Origin of the sequence: Arachnia propionica (genome assembly GCF_003859805.1) — a bacterium.
GTDB lineage: Bacteria > Actinomycetota > Actinomycetes > Propionibacteriales > Propionibacteriaceae > Arachnia > Arachnia propionica_C.
In genome coordinates this window covers 1-15,814 of record NZ_RQZG01000025.1, presented here as the reverse complement: position 1 = coordinate 15,814, position 15,814 = coordinate 1, and the positions used below count along the sequence as shown (strand labels likewise).

Annotated in this window: 29 protein-coding genes; 6 read left to right on the top strand and 23 right to left on the bottom strand. The window is 69.0% G+C overall.

Going from position 1 to position 15,814, the window contains the following annotated elements:
* Window positions 1–16: 16 nt before the first annotated feature.
* The 23 genes from EII34_RS14980 to EII34_RS14885 all read right to left on the bottom strand — a co-directional run bounded on the left by EII34_RS14980 (window position 17) and on the right by EII34_RS14885 (window position 11,997).
* Complete coding sequence (locus tag EII34_RS14980) at window positions 17–484, bottom strand: hypothetical protein (RefSeq protein WP_124845977.1); 468 nt, start codon at window positions 482–484, stop codon at window positions 17–19.
* A 464-nt stretch (window positions 485–948) separates the two neighbouring features.
* Window positions 949–3,450: a phage/plasmid primase, P4 family gene (locus EII34_RS14975; RefSeq protein WP_124845976.1), complete on the bottom strand. Its 2,502-nt coding sequence runs from the start codon at window positions 3,448–3,450 to the stop codon at window positions 949–951.
* A 78-nt stretch (window positions 3,451–3,528) separates the two neighbouring features.
* A complete protein-coding gene (locus EII34_RS16120; protein ID WP_185711383.1) occupies window positions 3,529–4,149 on the bottom strand; it encodes a hypothetical protein in 621 nt (206 codons plus the stop codon).
* A 20-nt stretch (window positions 4,150–4,169) separates the two neighbouring features.
* Complete coding sequence (locus EII34_RS14965; RefSeq protein ID WP_124845975.1) at window positions 4,170–5,045, bottom strand: hypothetical protein; 876 nt, start codon at window positions 5,043–5,045, stop codon at window positions 4,170–4,172.
* 8 nt (window positions 5,046–5,053) lie between these two features.
* Entirely contained in the window at window positions 5,054–5,383 is a 330-nt protein-coding gene (locus tag EII34_RS14960; RefSeq protein ID WP_124845974.1) for a hypothetical protein, read from the bottom strand.
* 208 nt (window positions 5,384–5,591) lie between these two features.
* The gene (locus EII34_RS14955; protein WP_124845973.1) at window positions 5,592–6,137 is read right to left on the bottom strand and encodes an HNH endonuclease signature motif containing protein; all 546 of its coding nucleotides are present in this window, start codon (window positions 6,135–6,137) and stop codon (window positions 5,592–5,594) included.
* Window positions 6,138–6,226: 89 nt separating this feature from the next.
* Complete coding sequence (locus tag EII34_RS14950; protein WP_124845972.1) at window positions 6,227–6,727, bottom strand: hypothetical protein; 501 nt, start codon at window positions 6,725–6,727, stop codon at window positions 6,227–6,229.
* A complete protein-coding gene (locus EII34_RS14945) occupies window positions 6,724–6,933 on the bottom strand; it encodes a hypothetical protein (RefSeq protein ID WP_124845971.1) in 210 nt (69 codons plus the stop codon). The genes EII34_RS14950 and EII34_RS14945 overlap by 4 nt, the downstream gene beginning before the upstream one ends.
* Before the next feature lies 1 nt (window position 6,934).
* Window positions 6,935–7,138, bottom strand: a complete 204-nt coding sequence (locus tag EII34_RS14940; RefSeq protein WP_124845970.1) for a hypothetical protein — start codon at window positions 7,136–7,138, stop codon at window positions 6,935–6,937.
* Entirely contained in the window at window positions 7,135–8,013 is an 879-nt protein-coding gene (locus EII34_RS14935; RefSeq protein WP_124845969.1) for a helix-turn-helix domain-containing protein, read from the bottom strand. The genes EII34_RS14940 and EII34_RS14935 overlap by 4 nt, the downstream gene beginning before the upstream one ends.
* The gene (locus EII34_RS14930) at window positions 8,010–8,396 is read right to left on the bottom strand and encodes a DUF4406 domain-containing protein (protein WP_185711382.1); all 387 of its coding nucleotides are present in this window, start codon (window positions 8,394–8,396) and stop codon (window positions 8,010–8,012) included. The genes EII34_RS14935 and EII34_RS14930 overlap by 4 nt, the downstream gene beginning before the upstream one ends.
* A complete protein-coding gene (locus EII34_RS14925; protein ID WP_124845967.1) occupies window positions 8,393–8,581 on the bottom strand; it encodes a hypothetical protein in 189 nt (62 codons plus the stop codon). The genes EII34_RS14930 and EII34_RS14925 overlap by 4 nt, the downstream gene beginning before the upstream one ends.
* Window positions 8,578–8,727: a hypothetical protein gene (locus EII34_RS16115; protein ID WP_185711381.1), complete on the bottom strand. Its 150-nt coding sequence runs from the start codon at window positions 8,725–8,727 to the stop codon at window positions 8,578–8,580. The genes EII34_RS14925 and EII34_RS16115 overlap by 4 nt, the downstream gene beginning before the upstream one ends.
* Window positions 8,724–8,984: a helix-turn-helix domain-containing protein gene (locus EII34_RS14920; RefSeq protein WP_124845966.1), complete on the bottom strand. Its 261-nt coding sequence runs from the start codon at window positions 8,982–8,984 to the stop codon at window positions 8,724–8,726. Before EII34_RS14920 ends, EII34_RS16115 begins: the two co-directional genes overlap by 4 nt.
* Window positions 8,984–9,268, bottom strand: coding sequence for a hypothetical protein (locus EII34_RS14915; protein ID WP_124845965.1), 285 nt, complete (start codon window positions 9,266–9,268; stop codon window positions 8,984–8,986). The genes EII34_RS14920 and EII34_RS14915 overlap by 1 nt, the downstream gene beginning before the upstream one ends.
* Window positions 9,265–9,729 (bottom strand): DUF3846 domain-containing protein, encoded by a 465-nt coding sequence (locus EII34_RS14910; protein WP_124845964.1) that lies wholly within the window; start codon window positions 9,727–9,729, stop codon window positions 9,265–9,267. The genes EII34_RS14915 and EII34_RS14910 overlap by 4 nt, the downstream gene beginning before the upstream one ends.
* Window positions 9,726–9,893, bottom strand: coding sequence for a hypothetical protein (locus EII34_RS16110; protein WP_185711380.1), 168 nt, complete (start codon window positions 9,891–9,893; stop codon window positions 9,726–9,728). Before EII34_RS16110 ends, EII34_RS14910 begins: the two co-directional genes overlap by 4 nt.
* On the bottom strand, window positions 9,890–10,090 hold the full coding sequence (locus EII34_RS14905; RefSeq protein ID WP_124845963.1) for a MerR family transcriptional regulator: 201 nt from the start codon (window positions 10,088–10,090) through the stop codon (window positions 9,890–9,892). The genes EII34_RS16110 and EII34_RS14905 overlap by 4 nt, the downstream gene beginning before the upstream one ends.
* Window positions 10,087–10,329: a hypothetical protein gene (locus tag EII34_RS14900; protein WP_124845962.1), complete on the bottom strand. Its 243-nt coding sequence runs from the start codon at window positions 10,327–10,329 to the stop codon at window positions 10,087–10,089. The genes EII34_RS14905 and EII34_RS14900 overlap by 4 nt, the downstream gene beginning before the upstream one ends.
* A complete protein-coding gene (locus EII34_RS14895) occupies window positions 10,326–10,526 on the bottom strand; it encodes a hypothetical protein (RefSeq protein WP_124845961.1) in 201 nt (66 codons plus the stop codon). Before EII34_RS14895 ends, EII34_RS14900 begins: the two co-directional genes overlap by 4 nt.
* A complete protein-coding gene (locus EII34_RS16105) occupies window positions 10,523–10,675 on the bottom strand; it encodes a hypothetical protein (RefSeq protein ID WP_185711379.1) in 153 nt (50 codons plus the stop codon). The genes EII34_RS14895 and EII34_RS16105 overlap by 4 nt, the downstream gene beginning before the upstream one ends.
* On the bottom strand, window positions 10,672–11,475 hold the full coding sequence (locus EII34_RS14890) for a phage antirepressor KilAC domain-containing protein (RefSeq protein ID WP_124845960.1): 804 nt from the start codon (window positions 11,473–11,475) through the stop codon (window positions 10,672–10,674). The genes EII34_RS16105 and EII34_RS14890 overlap by 4 nt, the downstream gene beginning before the upstream one ends.
* Before the next feature lie 285 nt (window positions 11,476–11,760).
* On the bottom strand, window positions 11,761–11,997 hold the full coding sequence (locus EII34_RS14885) for a helix-turn-helix transcriptional regulator (RefSeq protein WP_124845959.1): 237 nt from the start codon (window positions 11,995–11,997) through the stop codon (window positions 11,761–11,763).
* Between the two features lie 332 nt (window positions 11,998–12,329).
* Here EII34_RS14885 and EII34_RS14880 point away from each other — a divergent pair, with 332 nt between their 5' ends.
* From EII34_RS14880 to EII34_RS14855, 6 genes are all read left to right on the top strand, one after another.
* Complete coding sequence (locus tag EII34_RS14880) at window positions 12,330–12,725, top strand: helix-turn-helix domain-containing protein (protein ID WP_124845958.1); 396 nt, start codon at window positions 12,330–12,332, stop codon at window positions 12,723–12,725.
* A gap of 104 nt (window positions 12,726–12,829) precedes the next feature.
* The gene (locus EII34_RS14875) at window positions 12,830–13,489 is read left to right on the top strand and encodes a hypothetical protein (RefSeq protein WP_124845957.1); all 660 of its coding nucleotides are present in this window, start codon (window positions 12,830–12,832) and stop codon (window positions 13,487–13,489) included.
* A gap of 53 nt (window positions 13,490–13,542) precedes the next feature.
* Entirely contained in the window at window positions 13,543–13,740 is a 198-nt protein-coding gene (locus EII34_RS14870; RefSeq protein WP_124845956.1) for a hypothetical protein, read from the top strand.
* Window positions 13,737–14,093, top strand: coding sequence for a hypothetical protein (locus EII34_RS14865; protein WP_124845955.1), 357 nt, complete (start codon window positions 13,737–13,739; stop codon window positions 14,091–14,093). Before EII34_RS14870 ends, EII34_RS14865 begins: the two co-directional genes overlap by 4 nt.
* 71 nt (window positions 14,094–14,164) lie before the next feature.
* A complete protein-coding gene (locus EII34_RS14860) occupies window positions 14,165–14,569 on the top strand; it encodes an ImmA/IrrE family metallo-endopeptidase (RefSeq protein ID WP_124845954.1) in 405 nt (134 codons plus the stop codon).
* A 36-nt stretch (window positions 14,570–14,605) separates the two neighbouring features.
* Complete coding sequence (locus tag EII34_RS14855; protein ID WP_185711378.1) at window positions 14,606–15,760, top strand: tyrosine-type recombinase/integrase; 1,155 nt, start codon at window positions 14,606–14,608, stop codon at window positions 15,758–15,760.
* Window positions 15,761–15,814: the final 54 nt, after the last annotated feature.

Below are 15,814 nucleotides of genomic sequence, written 5' to 3'. Positions count from 1 at the left end.
CGGCTTCTCCTTGGGGCTAGAACGGGGGCGGACTGTTGCGGGGTGCGGTGAGGGAAGCGGGCGGGGCGACTGTCGGGGCCGTGAAGGCCTCAGGGGGCATGGGGGGTGGGTTGCATCGGTGGGCGGGGAGTACGTCGATCCTGGGGCTGCCTGCGGGCTGCTGGGCGATGTTCTCGGCTCGTCGTCGGGTGAGTTTGGTTCCTCGGTTGCTGTGGCGGGTGAGGGTGTAGGTGGGGATGTCGGCGAGTTGGTGGAGGGCTTCGCCGAGTGGGGTGAGCGGGGTTGCGGTTGCGGTTGCCTGGATGGCGCACTGGTCCTGGTCGAGGCCGGTGAGGATGTGGGCTCGGCAGTGGGGGCATCGGTGTTGTGCTGTGGCTCGCCATCCGGCGGCGTCGGTCCAGTGGTAGGGGTGGACGACGGTTCGGCGGGGCTTGGGGCCGGCGGCCTGGATGGGCGGGGCGTCGAAGAGGGTGTCCTGGGTCATGGCGGTCGAGGTCCTTGAGTGTGGGTTCGGGGCGAGCTCTTTGGGACGGAGTGTCTCTATGGGTGGCGCAGGTGGCGGGGTGGCGCGTCTTCCGGAACTTTTTGATTGCGCGTGATGCGCGCACGCGATAGATGGACTTTTCCTGCAAAGATGCGCCACCTGCGCCACCCTTGCAACGCACTCGGGCGTGTCTCTCCTTGTCGGAGTGGTTTTGACGGGTGTTCGACTTGGGTGGCGCGTCCTTCGTTGATGCGCCACCCAAGCGCCACCCAAGCGCCACCCATGGGGACACTTGACGCAAAGGTGTCTTGAAGGGTGGCGCAGGTGGCGCTTGGGTTGCGACTTCGTGCGCAGCTGGGTGGCGCAGGTGGCGGGCGCTTGGGTTGCGACTTCGTGCGCAGCTGGGTGGCGCAGGTGGCGCTTGGGTTGCGACTTCGTGCGCAGCTGGGTGGCGCAGGTGGCGGTCATGAGATGAGCCGCCAATCCGCGTCGTCGCCACGCCCTTCCTCTTCTTCGTCACTCAGGAGAGTGATGCCCTGGGAGAAGCGAGCGCCTTTCGCGCCCTTCGCGAAGGTGACGCCGAAGCGGTCGCGAAGCTCCTGGATGTATCGCTTACCACGCATCGGCTCGTCTCCCATGTCGCGGCAGAACCGTTCGTAGGCGTCCCGCAGCACACTGCTGCGCACTTGGACCAACTGGCTGCCGGGGGCGAGATGGCACTGTTCGTCCACGAATCGCTGCAGGGTATCCTCGGAGGTCCGGTACTCCTGAGTGGCTGCGCGGACGGCGGTGGGAGGCCTGAGCCCTCCTTGCCCCCATTCTGCAGCCCCCTGGATGATCCATGCGAGGATCTGCGGCCCCTCGGAGCGGAGCTTGGCGGGCAGCTCAGGATCTCGCTGCCCCTCGGGGACAACGTGCTGGAAGGGGAGGGTTTGGAGGCGACGCCAGAACGCAGGGCCGCCCGCCGAGGTGGCTGGCTTGTGGTTGGCAATGAGCCACAGGGTGTGAGACGGCATGAAGGTGAAGGGGGAACCGTACATGTGGCGAGCGTTGATGGCGTCGCGGCCGGTCAGCTGCTTGATCCGGGCCTCCGCGAAGCGAGCGCCATCCTCCAGCTCGGAGCAGACCACCAGACGGGCCCCGGCGAGCTGGGCGAGTTCCGCCGGATGCTCGCTGTGGCGGCGGGCCATGAGCATCTCGGCGGGGGCAGCGATGGCGTATCCCCGTTCTCCGCGCCCGAGGACCTCCGAGAGTGCATCGAGGAGGGTCGATTTCCCGTTGGCCCCGGAGCCGATGCCGAGACTGAGGAGTTGCTCGACAATTTCACCGATGGCGGTCACGCCAGCCAGACGTTTCACATACCCGACGAGGTCAGAGTCGCCGCCGAAGGTGGCTGCCAGGAAGGTCTCCCAGTGTGGGGCCGACTTGGTGAAATCGGGGGCCACGGTCGTTGAGCGGGTGTGGAGCTTGGCGGGGTCCGGGGGCAAGAGCTCCCCAGTGCGCAGGTTGACAATTCCGGCAGGGGTGTTGAGCTCCCAGGGTTGCGCGTCGAGCTGGTCGAGATGGACGACGATGCGGGGGTCGGTGCGGGCGAGCCGGGCGATGCTGCCAACACCTTGGGCGGACAGCATCTTGCGCCGCCATCCGGCTGCGGCCCTGTCGTCGGCAGGGAGGCGGCGGGCCAGCTGCTTGATGAGTTCGCGGTGATATTCCCCCTCGTCCCAGACCCATCGGCTGCCGTCCCAGGTGAGCCATTGCTTGCGCTGCGGGCAGTACCGGACCTGGTTGGCGACGCGGGAGACGAAGGCGTCGGCGAGCGCGGTTTCGTTCGCCTCGATGGTCTCAGGCGGATTGCTTTGCGCGTCTCCTGCGGCTCGTGGGCCAGTCGCCGAGGATGCGGGGCGCGCGGCCGGTTCGAGGGTGAGGGTCCATTCTGGTTCCTGGTCCCCCCAGCCCTGGGCGTGGAGGGCTGAGGCGGCGGCGGAGTGGTCGCCGCCGTGGCGAAGGACGGCGTAGGCCCCGAGCTTGCTGTAAGGGATCTCGGGCTGGAAGTCGGTGCTGGTGGAGAAGACCCAGAGCCGGTCCGCGCCGTCGGTGCTGTGGCCGGTGGTGGCGGAGACCCCTTCTCCGCGCTTCTTGCCGGGCCTGATCCAGTAGGTGGTGCCGCCCTGGGTGTGGTCGATGGTCCAGCCGTGGGGCTGGAGGATGTCGGCCCAGGAGGCGCGGGCGTTGAAGTCGTCGCCGGGGCGCAACCGATCCCCGGCGACGGGTGCGGCAGCGGGGGGCGCCACGGGCGCAGTTGCGGAGGTCGTGGGGGGCTGGGTTTCGTCGAGGAGGCGACACATGGCGTGGATGGTGTCGCGCTCGTCGGCGGTGAAGGTCGCGATCTGTCGGGGGCTGCGGTCGGGCAGCGCCGTCCACGCTGCCCCGGTGGGGTGGGTGCGGCCGTGACTGGGGGCGACGATGGACCATCCACCCTCGCCGCGGGTCTCGATCATGACGCGGGTGCGCTGCCCCGGGTGCTGGGCCTGCTCGTCGGGGGTGGTGGGGCGGGAGGCGAGTTTGGTGTTGCCGTGGACGTCGCCGTCGATGCGGTAGTAGATGTGGATACCGCCGGTGGGGGTGAACTCCATGTATCCGCCGACGAGACGCTGCCAGAGTTCCCTCTGGGCGTGGTCGGTGAAGGCGGCCTGGAGGCGGGGCATCCAGCCCTCGGCGACTGCGACGCCTTCGAGTTCGAGCATCTCGATATTGCCGGAGGCGCGGCCGCAGATGATGCCGATGCCGTCGGTGTCCGTGCCCCACAACTGGTCGAGCTGCTCGGGGGTGGGGCGGTTGCCGGGGTCCTGGAGGTTGCGCCACGTCTTGACGCCGGGGCGTTTGGTGCCGTCGGTGGCGGCGGGGAGAGGGAGGGCGCCGACGGCGAGCCATGCGTCGCGCGCGGCCTGGAGGTCAGGGGCACTCATCCCTGATTCCTTTCGATCGGTTCGTGTCGAGAGGGGAAGCAGGGGCTCCGGGAATTCGGAGCCCCTGCCTGTGGCGGGTCAGGCTGCGCCGCCGCCGAGCGCCGCAGGGTCGATCCCTGCGGCCTGGAGGGCTGCGAGCTGTGCGGCGTTCAGTGCAGCGGGCTGCTGCGCAGCCGGTGCGGGCGCAGGCGTTGCCCACGGGCTTGCCGCCGGGGCAGCAGCGGGCGCGGCGACGGCGGCCGCCGGGGCGGCCTGCTGGGCGTCGAGGTTCACCGTGGGGGGCTGATAGCTGGCCCGGTAGAGCTTCGGCGCGCTGAAGCCCCGGTTCTTCGCCTGCCCGTCACCGACGTAGGTGAGGGTGAGGGTGCCGCCGACGGTGAGGGCGGCGCGGCCGGTGGCCTGGAGGACGGCCTGGAGGACGGCAGCCAGCGACGACTGGGACTCGGGCTTTCGGGAGCCCCGCAGGTAGACGGAGCGGACCCCGTCGTCGAGGTCGCTGTCGCGCAGTTCGGTCTGCAGCTCGACGCGGTACATCATCATCGGCTGGCCGTTGTCGAAGGTCTTCGGCTCCCCGGTCTGGAGGTCGGTCTGCTGGAGCTCCTCCAGGCTGATGACGCGGCCGGTGACGGAGTCGCCGTGGTTGTTGAAGGGGAAGCTGGCGGAGCCGCCGGAGGCGAGATCGATGGACTGCATGGACATGGTTGTTCCTTTCAGAGGGGTCAGGCGCTCTCGAGGGAGAGGGCTGGGGGTGGGGTGCCCGTGTCGATCGACAGGGCAGGCTGGGAGTTGCCCCCGCGGTTGGCGGGGGACTCGGGATGGCCGGGGCAGCCTGCTGTGAGGTCGGCCGCCCTGGGCTTGAAGAAGGGGCAGTGCTCGCAGTACTCGGGGGCGGTCTCCAGCAGCGGCAGCGCCGCTGCGCCGAGGTTGCCGGTGGCGAGTTGGATGCCGCGAAGCCGCTCGAGAGCCTGCGCTGCGACGCCCGGGTTCCATGCCTCACTCCACCAGTGGGCGTCTCGGAGTTCACCCTGCCGGGGCAGGAAGCAGATCGCGACATGCTCGGGTGGCAGTCCCGCGTTGGCCCAGCCTTGTCCGTACAGGTGGGCCTGGATGCGGTAGGTGCTGGAGGGGCCTTGGGAGCGGTACTTCTTGAGTTGGGCGGGGCCGATCGTCTTGTGGTCGATGACGGTGCGGGTGTGTCGGTCGTAGAGGTCGCAGGAGCCGGTGATCGGCTCCCCGGCGGCGTCGGTCCCGACGGTGACGCGCTCCTCGATCAGCCACCGCTCGACCCAGGCGCCACCCATGGCGCGCGCCCAGGTTTCGTTGGCGCGGTCGAAGGCCTCCTCGAGCCAGCCGTGGATGCCGGTTCCGACGGTGGCCTTCCAGTTGGGCTCCTGGGGTCGCTGCTCGATGCCGAGCAGCTTGTAGCCGATGCGTCGGGCGCACGGGTCGCCGATTTCGGAGGGCCCGATCCTGGTCTGCAGGGTGCGGGGGTGGTTCGCGATGGCGTCGGTGATCGCCGCGAAGTAGTCGTCCTCGGCGCTGCGGTCCGCGGGCCAGTGCGTCGGCACTGGCGGGATGAGGGTGAGGTCAGACATCAGGGGTCTCACCTGGGCTTGATGGTGACGCGGGCGGCACCGACCTCGGGGCTGCACAGCTCGTACAGGACGGGGCTGAGGATCTGCTTCGCCCTGGAGGCTGTGACGACCTGCTCGGTGCAGTCCTGGAGTACCTTCGGGGGGAGCACTTTCGCGGCCTCGTCGGCGCTGAAGCGCCTGCTGGGCCTGCCGACGGTGACGGTGCCGGTGGCGAAGTCGTGCTTGCCCTGGTCGAGGGTGCGGAGGATGCCGGTGATCTGGTCGCGGCGCTCCACCAGGGAGGCGATCCGCTCCGTCAGGTCGAGGTATTCGGCGACGAGGTCGTTGTAGTCGTACATGATGGCCTTTCAGTCGGGGGAAGTGTCCGGGCTTCCCGGAGGGTTCGTGGGAGTTGGCGAACCTGTCGGGATTTCCGACAGGCTGGTTGTCGAGAGGTGTCGGCGGCAGGGGCAGGGCGCTTCGGCCGGCTTCTTGCCGCCGCTGGTCTGGATGCTGCGGGCGCAGGGGCCGTCGTGGACCAGGTGAGGGAAACACCACGTGCAGAGTTCATTGAACGGCCGCATGGCACCCCTCCAGGCGCGCATCGGGGCTCGCGAAGGGGGCGAGCAGGGAGCGGGCCGCCGCGGCGGCCCGAATTGCGTCTTCGAGCGTTTTGAACGCCCCGATGTGCTTGTGCTTCACCTGGACGACGTACCCGCACTGAGGGTGCGGATAGACGTTGAGATGCCCCGTCTTGCTGTTGGCGCTTGCCCCTTTCCGGTTCTCCAGGTTCTGGCCTGGTGTCGCAAGACGCAGGTGCAGCGGGTTGATGCAGCGTCTGTTGTGGCAGATGTGGTCCACCACCAGGCCCTCAGGGATCGGACCGCTGCTCTCCTCCCACGCAAGGCGGTGTGCATAGACGCGCCCTGAGCGCCCCTTCTGCCCGGGGGTGCGCGGTCGCGTTGTCGTCCCGTAGCCCTTGTTGTTGACGGCGCCCTGCCAGACCCAACAGCCATCGCCACCGTCGCGGTGACATCGACTCCAAAGGCGGTCGTCGATGGTTCGGTAGCGAGAGTTCCGAGGGGTGACCTCGACGGGTTTCCCGGCGCGCATCCGACCGACGTGGAGGGGGCACAGCCCGTTGCTCCGGGAGGCTCGATCGCAGGATGCCACGGCACATTTCTTCTGGGACCTGACCGCCATCACCTCCACCTCCCGGCCCGCTTGTCGGCGACATACGCGGCCAGGGCGTAGGCCTGCCAGATGTCCGACTTGAAGGCATGGAACCAGCCCGGGTCCTTGGTGGTGCCCTTGCCGTGGTTGGGCTGTCCGGGGGCGAAGCGGTCCACGAGGGCCTGTCGGATCGTGGCGTCGTTCGCGCGGGGGCTGTGGCAGTGGTGGAGCTTGACGTCGCGCCGGTAGACGAGGGTGGGTTCGCGGCCGGTTCGCTGGGCGAGGACCTCGACGAAGCGGCCGATCCACACGCACGTCTCGAAGACCTCCCGGCCCACGGGCATGCCGTAGGAGGCGACCATCTCGATGGCGCCGTGCGCCTCGGCGAATCGGGTGCCGTTGGCGAGGTGCTGGCGGAGTGGCTGGTTCGCGACCTTCCCGATCTCGACCGGGTAGCAGGTGTCGGCGTCGATGACCGCGTAGGCGGAGTGCTCATTGCCGGGGTCGATGGCGAGGATGCGGGCGGTCACAGCAGGTCCTCCACGTCTCGCAGCACCGAGGCGTGCTCGCACGGCCACAGGTGCCCACACCGGCCACAGATCAGGCGTGGCCCGTCGACGACCTGCACGTGCATGTCGCGGATCTCCCGGAGGGCCTCGACGGCCCGGTCCAGGTCGGTCAGGGCCTCGTAGACGTCGCAGTCGTTGGAGAGGTCGTAGCGAATGGCGGTGTCCATGTCAGGCCCCTTCCGGGTCGTTGAGGATCTCTGTGGTGAGCGCGGCCGCCTCGTCGATGACGTCGGACACCGGGGTCCTGGGGCCCTCGTCGGCGACCTGTCCGATGAGGGAGAGGAGCCGGTCGGTGTAGGCGCGGACCTGCTGGTCGGAGGCCTGGTCGAGGAGGTCGCGGATGTGGTCGGTCCACTGCGAGGGGCGTGTCATGCCGCCACCTCCTCGTCGTGACGTGCGCTCCTGCTGAGGTGGCGCTGCAGGGTGCGCAGGGAGATGCCGAGGCGTGAGGCGACGTTGCTGCGGGACTCCCCTTGGGCGAGGAGGCGCACGGCCTCATCCAGGTCGGCGCGCCTCCTCCCCATGGAGGACAGCCCCCCGGCTGCCCGCGCTCGCGGATCATCGATCCGGTCGTCATCCCACGCCATCGGCGGCACCCACCCCAGGCTTGCCGCCCAGGCCCGCATCCGGTCCCCGGACGGGCCCGCCGGAGGTTGATCCCACAGCTCGTCGTACAGGGCGACGACGGCGCGGCGGGTCCCCTCGGTCACGTGCCGCAGATCCGGCTTGTGGAGGCGCATGTTGGAGCGGCGTATCCCGAGCCGGTCGCCGAGCTCGGCGAGTGTCCACCCGATCGCGGCCAGGGCCTGGATGCGGCGCCTGGTGCCGGTCGCATCGACCAGGGCCCCTTCGGCGAGTTCGGGGGCGACGGCGAGGAGTTTCTCCGCCACCTCCCGGGTCACCTGCGTGCGGGGTGGCCGGTGCTGCGGATGGGTCGGGTCGTCGAGGTTGCGGCCGTAGAGGATCGGGTACACCGTCGAAGGGGCGACTCCTGCGGCGGCGGCGATGCGCTTCCACCCCATCCCTGCGGCCATGAGGGAGCGCAGGTGGGCGCGGACCTGGTCGCCGTCGACGAACCGGTCGTAGCGGCCGTAGGCCTGGGCGCGGCGGCGCTTCGCTGCACGCTCGGTGGTCGCGGCGCGGCACAGGTCGCAGCGGCAGCGGTGCACGACGTAGGTGGTGGAGGTGCCGTGCACGTGTACCGCCTGGGGGCAGCGGCAGTCCGGGTGCCGGTCGGTGGCGGTCATTGCCGCACCCCCTCGCTGGGCTCCGGGAGGCGTCCGCCAAGCCTGACCCAGTCGACGATCGGCAGGGCAGGGATGGCGAGCACCTCCTCGGCGATGCGCCTCTCCCAGGAGGCGCCCTCGGAGTCCTCCCAGCCGGGCAGGAGGGCGACACCGTCTGCCTCGATCAGCTGGGCGAGGCCCGCCCTCATCCAGTCGTGCCAGGTCGGGAACATCCGAGACACGAGCCCGGAGGTCAGGCCCGGATTGGCCTTCGGGAGATTGCGTGCCGGGTTGAGGGTGTTGCATCCGGCGGTCGCCAACTCCATCGCGGCCCGCTCGAAGCGACGCCCGTGGTTCTTGATGCCGGTGATGGGTCCGGCGATGTAGAGGATCGGGGCGCTCACCGCTCCACCTCCTCGACCGGGCATCGATGCCACCGCTTGGCCTCTTCGGCATCCGTCCTCGTCGAGACGAACGGCGCGCGCGGGTGGTGGAATCCGCAGTTGGCGCAGTCCACCTGCCAGCCCCCGTCGGGCCGGTGGTCGGTGAGCTTGACTGCCCCTCTGGGCGGCTTCACACGGTGCGTCACAGGAGCGCTCCTCTCAGGGCGAGGATCACGGCCACGATCAGCAGACTGGTGGCGATGATCCAGATGGTCGGGTGTTTGTGGACGTGCCGGTCGATGACGGCGTCCAGGCGGTCGTTCAGGCGGGCCAAGGTTTCGAGGAGGGTCATGCCGTCGCCCCCCGTCGGCGGTTGATGATCCGACTCTGGACGTGGCCGATCAGCTCAGCCGTCTCCTCCTCCGACATCCACTCCAGATCAGCGCGGAGCTGTGCAAACTCCGGCTGCTGATCGAGGCTGGGCAGGACACGGCCGCCGCTTGTCATCACGGGGTAGCCGGGCAGGACGCCACGGCGGATCAGCTTGGCGACATGCCGGGGCGACACGCCCAGCAGCTCAGCCGCTTCGGCGGTGGAGAGGGTGCGCATCACAGCCCCCTCTTCCGGGCGATCCGGTCCAACTCCCGCCGGGAAGCGGGGCGGGGACGGCGCACCGACTGCCGGGCCTGACACGCCTCGACGCACATCACAAGGAGAGCGTCAGACCAGACCGCCTGCCACGTAGAGGCGTAGGCGTGGTGGACCATGTGGCGGAAGCGGTCGGGGCTGGCCCGCTTTCCGGTGAGCTCCTCGGCCTTGCAGACCATGTCCAGGAGGGCCTCCTCGTAGGACGGATAGAAGGCCCGCTCAAGCTCGCGGGAGTACTCGCTCATGCCGTCACCTCCCCGTCGCGCTGGGCGATCCGCCTGCGGACGCGCCCCGTCAGCCCGACTATCTCCTCCTCCGACAGCCATTGCAGGTCGGCGCGGTGGCTCGGCCGTGGCTGGACGGTGATGCCGCGACCGGCGAGGGCGGCGACCTGCTGCGCGTTGAGGCTGGCGACCTCCCCGATGGGGGTGATACCGGTCAGCAGGGCAGGGCCGACGATGCGGCCGGGGTAGAGGATGGCGGAGCAGTGTGCGTTGTGGATACCCTCGGGATCGAGAGCGCCTTCCTCATCGACCCACATCGACACCCCCGGGATGGGGGTGGTGACGCGCTCGACCCACTGGCAGCCCAGGATGCGGCGCATGCCGGAGAGGTCCTCGGCTGCGAACGTCACCCACTCGGGTGCCTGCTCCAGGTCGGGGTGGACGAGGATTGCGTGGATGCCGGTGCTGGTGTTGACCTTCATGATGTTGCTTCTTCCGTCAGGCCGAGCATGTCGGCGAGATCGTTGGCGTCGTGTCGGGCCAGGAGCCGCCACACGGCGGCCTGCTGGGCCTCGGTGATGTCGGGGGCGGGGAGCTGGTCGCGGTCGGCGAGGCTCTCCTTCCAGATCGGGGTGGGTCGGGTCACGGCTGCCTCCTGTTGCGGAGGAAGGTCTGGATGGTGGAGGGCCGCCACCGCCAGGTGGGGCGGCCGCGCCCGTTGGAGATGTCGATCGCGGCCAGCCCGGAGGCGGGGGTGCGCCTGAGTGCTCGGACCTTGCTGGGGGTGCAGCCGAGGAGCTGGGCCACCTGGTGGGCGTCGAGGAGTGGCTCGGCGGCGGTCATGACAGCGCCTCCTCGTCCCGCCACTCCGGCCCGCACCCGGGACGCAGCGGCCCGCCGGTCACCAGCAGCCACTGGAAGGCGGCCTCGGTGTCGCCTGATGAGCCGCCGCAGTTGCGGCAGTACTCGGCGATGGGGCCTCGGCGCAGGTGGATGAGGCTGGAGGTCTCCGGGTAGTCGCACAGCTCGCAGCTCTCGTCGAGGCAGGTCGCGATGTAGTTGCTCGGGTTGAAGGCGCTCATGACAGCGCCTCCTTCGCGACCACCACGGAGAGCCCGTCCAGGTTCTTGGCGATCCGCTCCAGGAGTTCGAGGAGCTCCGGGTCGATGTCGCCGCCCTCGTCGAGAGCGTGGCGCAGGCGTTTGGTGATCATTTCGATGCTTCGGCTGTTGCTGCCGAGGGCGTTGGCCGCGAGGAGCAAGGAGGTGTTGGCGCTCATGCCTTCCGCCCTCCCTTCCGGGTGACGGGCTTGCCGCTGCCGGTGGGCAGGGTGCCGGTGCGCAGCAGCTGGAGGACGGCGTTGCCGTCGAACTCGACCCAGCCCTTGCGGCTGGTGGCGGGGATCTTGTGGGTGGTCGGGGCGGTCATGCCAGACCCCCCTCGATCACGGTGAGCTGGGGGACATCGATGGGGGCGAGCAGCTCACGCAGCCGCTGCAACCCCTTCGGGGTGACGCGGACCTGTGGGGTGGCGGTCACCATCACCCCGTCGTCGTCGAGGTAGTGGCGGGCCTTCTCCGCCAGCAGTCCGGCGTTCAGCCGGTCCTGGTAGGCGGCCCACCTGCCACGCTGGTCCTTGTGGATCCAGCCCAGGTCCTGCAGCTGGGCGTGGAGCTTCCGCGGCCCGGTGACGACCCCGGCGGAGCTCAACAGCTTCGCGGCGTCGGTGATGGTGTGGTCGCCGCGGCCGGAGCAGATCGCATCCCAGGTGTTCGCCTTCGGCAGCGCCCTGTCGAGCTGCTCCCGCTGGGCGGCGAGCTGGGCCTCCTGCTGCTTGATCGTCTCGGCGGCCTCGAGGACGGCGGCAGCCAGGAGCTCCTTGCCGGTCAGCTGCGGGGCGGGCTGGGTGCTGTAGCTGCCGGTCTTGCGGATGGCGGGGAGGACCTCGTGGGTGACCCAGCGCTTGAAGGCCTTCGCCTCGGGCTTGCGGGAGCGGAGGATCAGGGAGTACAGCCCCGCTTCGGAGATGATGGCCATCTGCTGCGCACCGGAGGGGGTGTCCACAGTGTGTACACCCTTCTCATCGTCGTCGAGGAGGGCCAGGGAGGAGCGGATGTTGGCCAGCGCAAGGGGCGTGGCAACGTCGGCAGCCACCCACCACGGGGCCTCGTTGATGGTGAGGACGCGGACCGGGGTATCCTCGTAGGTGAACGGGATCATTTCGTTCATGTCGAACCTTTCTTTGGTTTGGGGCCCTCACCTGGTGGAGCAGGTGGGGGCTTTTTCGTGCCCTGGGCCACTACATCTGGTGGCTTGAGCGTGTTGCTGCCCCTACATGTGGGGATAAATCGAGATACTTGGGGGTAGGTGGGCTGGTTGCCCACCGGGCAAGAGAGGAGGTGAAGACGATGGCCCGATCCAGAGGTGGAGGCCACGGGTCCGGAAGGGCTCGTAGCGCCATCACGGGGCGGTACGTGACGAAGAGCTATGCCAAGAGCCACCCACGTACCACCGTCATCGAGCGCGACTCGAAGAAGTAGCGCTGCCGGGGGAGTCGCTGCTGTGCGGCGGCTCCCCTCCTCTCTGCCTGGTGGACAACCAGCGGTCCAAGGAGTCGGACGGGTAGCGAACCCGGCTGCCGACTTTCACGAACTCCGGCCCCTTGCCGAGCCACCGCCACTGGGCCAGGGTCTGCTCTGCCAGGCCCAGCCGTTTCGCAGCCTGCTCGGCGGTGAGGAGATCGTCGGTCATGTCGTACTCGATTCGGCGAGGGCCACGAGTCCGGACAGGGGGGTGGCGAGGGCGTCGGCGATGGCGAAAGCCTCTGCGGCCTGGAGCTTCCCCCCAGGGGCCGTCAGCCTTCTCTGCAGGGTGACGAGCGGAATTCCAGTTCGCTGGGCCAGCTCTCTGCGTGAGATTCCGGACTCTTCGACGGCCACCCGCATGCATGCTGCGAGCTGATCCGCTCGGTGCTGTGGTGTAACCATGTGGTACACAGTAGTGGCCGATCGGCTACTTCGCAACCCTCGGCGTGTCACTATTCGGCAACACTGCTGATCCAAAGAGGGGATACAGTGCTCTACATGAACGGTGTCACTGTCGAAATGGCGGCCCAGGCTGTCGCCGAGGCGATCCGGGCGGAGCGAGCCGCCGCGCGGCTGTCGCAGGCGGAGGTCGCCGAGCGCGCCAACATGTCGCGCATCACGTACATCCGCTATGAGCGCGGGGAGAGGCAGCCCACGCTCGGGCAGGTGATCCAGATCGCCGACGCGCTAGAAGTCCCCTTTGCGGAGTTCGTGCACCGAATTGAGGACCGCATCCGCGCCACCCGCACCCCCGATTCGCGCAACGAAAACGAGCGGCCCCAATCCCTCCAGGAGATCAAGCAGCAACACCTCCAGGCCCAGGCGCAACCCATGGCGGGGGCTGCCGACGACAGGCCGATGATGGAGCCGGACGACGACTGGGAGCCGAGGTGACCCCCGGTCGCACATCTGGCCCGGTCGTCCGTTAGGCTGACGCCAGAAATCCATGGATGTCCCATCAGGGGACTCCGACCGCGCCTGGAAGGATCGAAGAAGACATGACCGCGCCAACCCCTCCCGTCCCGCCTGCCCAGCCCCCGGCCCCGCAGAAGAAGCCCTGGTGGAAATCGCCGTGGCTCGCCGCCCCGATCTGCCTCATCCTCGGCGTGGCGATGGGCCAGGCGGGCAGCAAGGGCGGAGAGCAGGCAGCGAGTGCTCCGACCGTGACGGTGACCGCCACCGAGCCCGTGGCGCCCGCCGATCCCCTTGCGCCGTCGGAGGGCGCAAGCAACGCCGGACCTGTCGAGGGAGAGCCCACCACCAACACCGGTGGCGGCATGTTCAAGCTCGGCGAGCCCTACACGCTGGAGGATGGTTCCGCGCTGACGATCAGCACACCTGAGGAGATCACTCTCGACGGCACGGCCAACATCGATGGCGAGGCCGACGCTTTCTACAAGTTCACCGTCACTTACACCAACAACGCCGGGGAGCCGTTCAACCCGTTCGGCTTCAGCCTCAAGGGAACCACCGGCACCGCTACGGCGGCGACAGTGTTCGACAGCAAGAACGGCTGCGAGCTCGCGACCACCGACGTCCTGCCGGGCAAGACCCTTGAGTGGCCGGTGTGCCTCGGGGCGAAGAAGGCCGACGGGCTGACTATCCAGTGGTCCGCATTCCCCGGCGACAGCGGTTGGGTCGATGTCGAGCTCCCCTGACCCGAATCCGGGCAATGGCAGCGGTAGGACTGAAAGCGAGCTAGGATCAGAGTATGAAGAAGTCGCGCCGGATGATCCGCATGGTGTCCTTGGCCCTGCTGAGCGGCTTCGGGACACTCAGCCTCTTCCCGTCCACAGACCTGACCTCGACCCGGCAGAGGTTGGAGGAGCAGCGCCGTTTCCAGATGGCCCAGTACAGGGAACTCTCCCGGGCATACGCGACCCCTTCGACGCGCTCTTCGGGGGCGTGAAGTACCAGTCCTACTCGGGCCCCATCCTTCCGGAGCACCTCAGGCAGTACGACGTCCTCGTCCCAGGGGCTGCGGCTGAGATCATCGAGGCCACGATCATCGGGCCAGAGAAGCGCCTGGATCGCTTGGCCGACGGGGAGATCGAGACGGCGAAGCACGGCCAGGCTTGGGCGGCCCTCCTGTCCCTGTTGTGCGTCGTGTTCGCATTCATCTGCTTCCTGCTCGGCAGGCGAGAGGCCGGGCTGGCGTTCATCGGCTTCCCTGCGGTGATGCTCATCAGCTCCTTCCTCAAGCCGGTGCTGTCGATGCGCAGGGAGAAGCAGAAGGCAGAACCCGACCATAAGGCCGACTGAAACACGAAGAACGCCCCCTCGCATCAGGTGAGGGGGCGTTCTTGTCATACCCGTCTGCCATCCTTTCGGGCATGACTGGGGGAGTGGAGGCGCCAGAGGGGTGGCGGGTGGAGCAGCAGGCGATGCCGGTGCGGGGATGGTGCGACTGGGGTGGTCGCCGGATCGTGCTGCACCCCGGACTGACGGCCGTGGAGGCCCGGTGCGTGCTCGCCCACGAGATCATCCATGCCGAGCGTGGACCGGCTCCGGAGTGGGCCAGGGGCAGGGAGGAGCGCATCGCCGATGCCGAGGCGGCCCGGCGCCTGATCCCGCTTGACGACCTCGTTGACGCCCTGGTGTGGTCACGCCATCCCGGGGAGCAGGCCGAGCTCCTCGGGGTCGATCGTCCCACCCTGCTCGCGAGACTGGAGGGGCTCACGGAGCTCGAGCGGGGACTGATCCTCGACAGGCTGGCCGGGCTCCCTGACAGGACATGACGGCCCCTGTCGGACCCTGGTGCGATGATGGGTCGCATGGGGCATGTCAGGGACCGGTGGATGGTGCGCAACCCGGAGACGGGCAGGAAGGTGCGCGGCCCGCGCTGGGGGAAGGGGCTGCGTTGGCAGGCCCGTGTCCAGCGCCCCGACGGCACCGTCCGCGCCAAGGCGTTCGCCTTCGAGGCCGAGGCGAAACGCTGGCTCGCAGTTTCCGAGACGAGTCCCCAACTCACCGCACCCCGCGTCACCGTCGCCGCGGTCGCCGATCAGTGGCTGTCCGGGCAGCTGCACTACCGGGACTCCACCCGCCGCTCCACGGAGCTCCGGGTGGAGTCGATGCTGAAACCCGCCCTGGGCGGGGTGCTGCTCGAGGACCTGACCAGGGCGAGACTCCAGAAGGTCGTCTCCGACTGGGCGGCCACCCATGCGCCGTCCACGGTCCGGGTGGCCTGGAGTCATCTCACCTCGATCCTGAGGCAGGCGCGCCTGGATGGGCTGCTCGCAGGCAACCCGGCCGAGGGGGTTCGCCTGCCCCCGAAGCCGGGGGAGCGCATCCGGCCGCTCAGCGATGAGCAGGTGACGGCCCTACTGGAGGCGGTGAGCGCCCCGCTGCGGGGCATGGTGTTGCTCGGGGCCGCCTCGGGGCTGCGCCCGTCCGAGCTGGTGGGCCTGACCTGGGATCGGGTGATCGGCACCCGGCTGCGCATCGACCGACAGCTGACCTCCACCAGCCCGGCAACTCCCCGATGGGGTCCGCCCAAGACCAGGGCAGGGGTGCGCACGGTCGGCGTCGGGCAAGGCGTGATCGAGGTGCTGCAGCGGCACCGTCTGGAGCACGGCGAGGGCCCGGAGGGGCTGCTGTTCGTCGCCCCTCGGGGCGGGGTGTGGACCCGCGGGAGGCTGTCGGAGACGTGGCGACGGTACCGTGAGGTGGTTGGTGGGGGCAGAGGGCAGGGGTGGCATGCGCTGCGCCACTACCACGCCTCCCGGCTGATCGCGGCGGGCCTGTCGCCGGTGGCGGTGGCCGCCAGGTTGGGGCACGCGGATGCCTCGGAGACGCTGGCGACGTACAGCCACCTGTGGGCCACCGATGAGGACCGGATGGAGGCCGCTGCGGAGGCGATCAGGGGCACCCTGCTGGGGCGCCCAGGCCCCGAGCAGGCCCCAATGGAGGGGTCAACTGTCGTTTGACAAGGGTCTTTCGCAGGTTGCAGGGAGTCTCCGGCTTACAGGCCGACTCGTCCC

What these genes read in the sequence shown, in the direction of transcription:
- EII34_RS14920 (WP_124845966.1), bottom strand. Translation starts at nt 8,984, where the DNA reads ATGCGCACCCTCTCCACCGCCGAAGCGGCTGAGCTGCTGGGCGTGTCG.
- EII34_RS14860 (WP_124845954.1), top strand. Translation starts at nt 14,165, where the DNA reads ATGACTGGGGGAGTGGAGGCGCCAGAGGGGTGGCGGGTGGAGCAGCAG.
- EII34_RS14980 (WP_124845977.1), bottom strand. Translation starts at nt 484, where the DNA reads ATGACCCAGGACACCCTCTTCGACGCCCCGCCCATCCAGGCCGCCGGC.
- EII34_RS14900 (WP_124845962.1), bottom strand. Translation starts at nt 10,329, where the DNA reads ATGAGCGCCTTCAACCCGAGCAACTACATCGCGACCTGCCTCGACGAG.
- EII34_RS14855 (WP_185711378.1), top strand. Translation starts at nt 14,606, where the DNA reads ATGGGGCATGTCAGGGACCGGTGGATGGTGCGCAACCCGGAGACGGGC.
- EII34_RS14915 (WP_124845965.1), bottom strand. Translation starts at nt 9,268, where the DNA reads ATGAGCGAGTACTCCCGCGAGCTTGAGCGGGCCTTCTATCCGTCCTAC.
- EII34_RS14945 (WP_124845971.1), bottom strand. Translation starts at nt 6,933, where the DNA reads ATGGACACCGCCATTCGCTACGACCTCTCCAACGACTGCGACGTCTAC.
- EII34_RS14910 (WP_124845964.1), bottom strand. Translation starts at nt 9,729, where the DNA reads ATGAAGGTCAACACCAGCACCGGCATCCACGCAATCCTCGTCCACCCC.
- EII34_RS16115 (WP_185711381.1), bottom strand. Translation starts at nt 8,727, where the DNA reads ATGACCCTCCTCGAAACCTTGGCCCGCCTGAACGACCGCCTGGACGCC.
- EII34_RS14890 (WP_124845960.1), bottom strand. Translation starts at nt 11,475, where the DNA reads ATGAACGAAATGATCCCGTTCACCTACGAGGATACCCCGGTCCGCGTC.
- EII34_RS14880 (WP_124845958.1), top strand. Translation starts at nt 12,330, where the DNA reads ATGAACGGTGTCACTGTCGAAATGGCGGCCCAGGCTGTCGCCGAGGCG.
- EII34_RS14870 (WP_124845956.1), top strand. Translation starts at nt 13,543, where the DNA reads ATGAAGAAGTCGCGCCGGATGATCCGCATGGTGTCCTTGGCCCTGCTG.
- EII34_RS14885 (WP_124845959.1), bottom strand. Translation starts at nt 11,997, where the DNA reads ATGACCGACGATCTCCTCACCGCCGAGCAGGCTGCGAAACGGCTGGGC.
- EII34_RS14935 (WP_124845969.1), bottom strand. Translation starts at nt 8,013, where the DNA reads ATGACCGCCACCGACCGGCACCCGGACTGCCGCTGCCCCCAGGCGGTA.
- EII34_RS14975 (WP_124845976.1), bottom strand. Translation starts at nt 3,450, where the DNA reads ATGAGTGCCCCTGACCTCCAGGCCGCGCGCGACGCATGGCTCGCCGTC.
- EII34_RS14940 (WP_124845970.1), bottom strand. Translation starts at nt 7,138, where the DNA reads ATGACACGCCCCTCGCAGTGGACCGACCACATCCGCGACCTCCTCGAC.
- EII34_RS14960 (WP_124845974.1), bottom strand. Translation starts at nt 5,383, where the DNA reads ATGTACGACTACAACGACCTCGTCGCCGAATACCTCGACCTGACGGAG.
- EII34_RS14965 (WP_124845975.1), bottom strand. Translation starts at nt 5,045, where the DNA reads ATGTCTGACCTCACCCTCATCCCGCCAGTGCCGACGCACTGGCCCGCG.
- EII34_RS16120 (WP_185711383.1), bottom strand. Translation starts at nt 4,149, where the DNA reads ATGTCCATGCAGTCCATCGATCTCGCCTCCGGCGGCTCCGCCAGCTTC.
- EII34_RS14955 (WP_124845973.1), bottom strand. Translation starts at nt 6,137, where the DNA reads ATGCGCGCCGGGAAACCCGTCGAGGTCACCCCTCGGAACTCTCGCTAC.
- EII34_RS16105 (WP_185711379.1), bottom strand. Translation starts at nt 10,675, where the DNA reads ATGACCGCCCCGACCACCCACAAGATCCCCGCCACCAGCCGCAAGGGC.
- EII34_RS14895 (WP_124845961.1), bottom strand. Translation starts at nt 10,526, where the DNA reads ATGAGCGCCAACACCTCCTTGCTCCTCGCGGCCAACGCCCTCGGCAGC.
- EII34_RS14875 (WP_124845957.1), top strand. Translation starts at nt 12,830, where the DNA reads ATGACCGCGCCAACCCCTCCCGTCCCGCCTGCCCAGCCCCCGGCCCCG.
- EII34_RS14905 (WP_124845963.1), bottom strand. Translation starts at nt 10,090, where the DNA reads ATGACCGCCGCCGAGCCACTCCTCGACGCCCACCAGGTGGCCCAGCTC.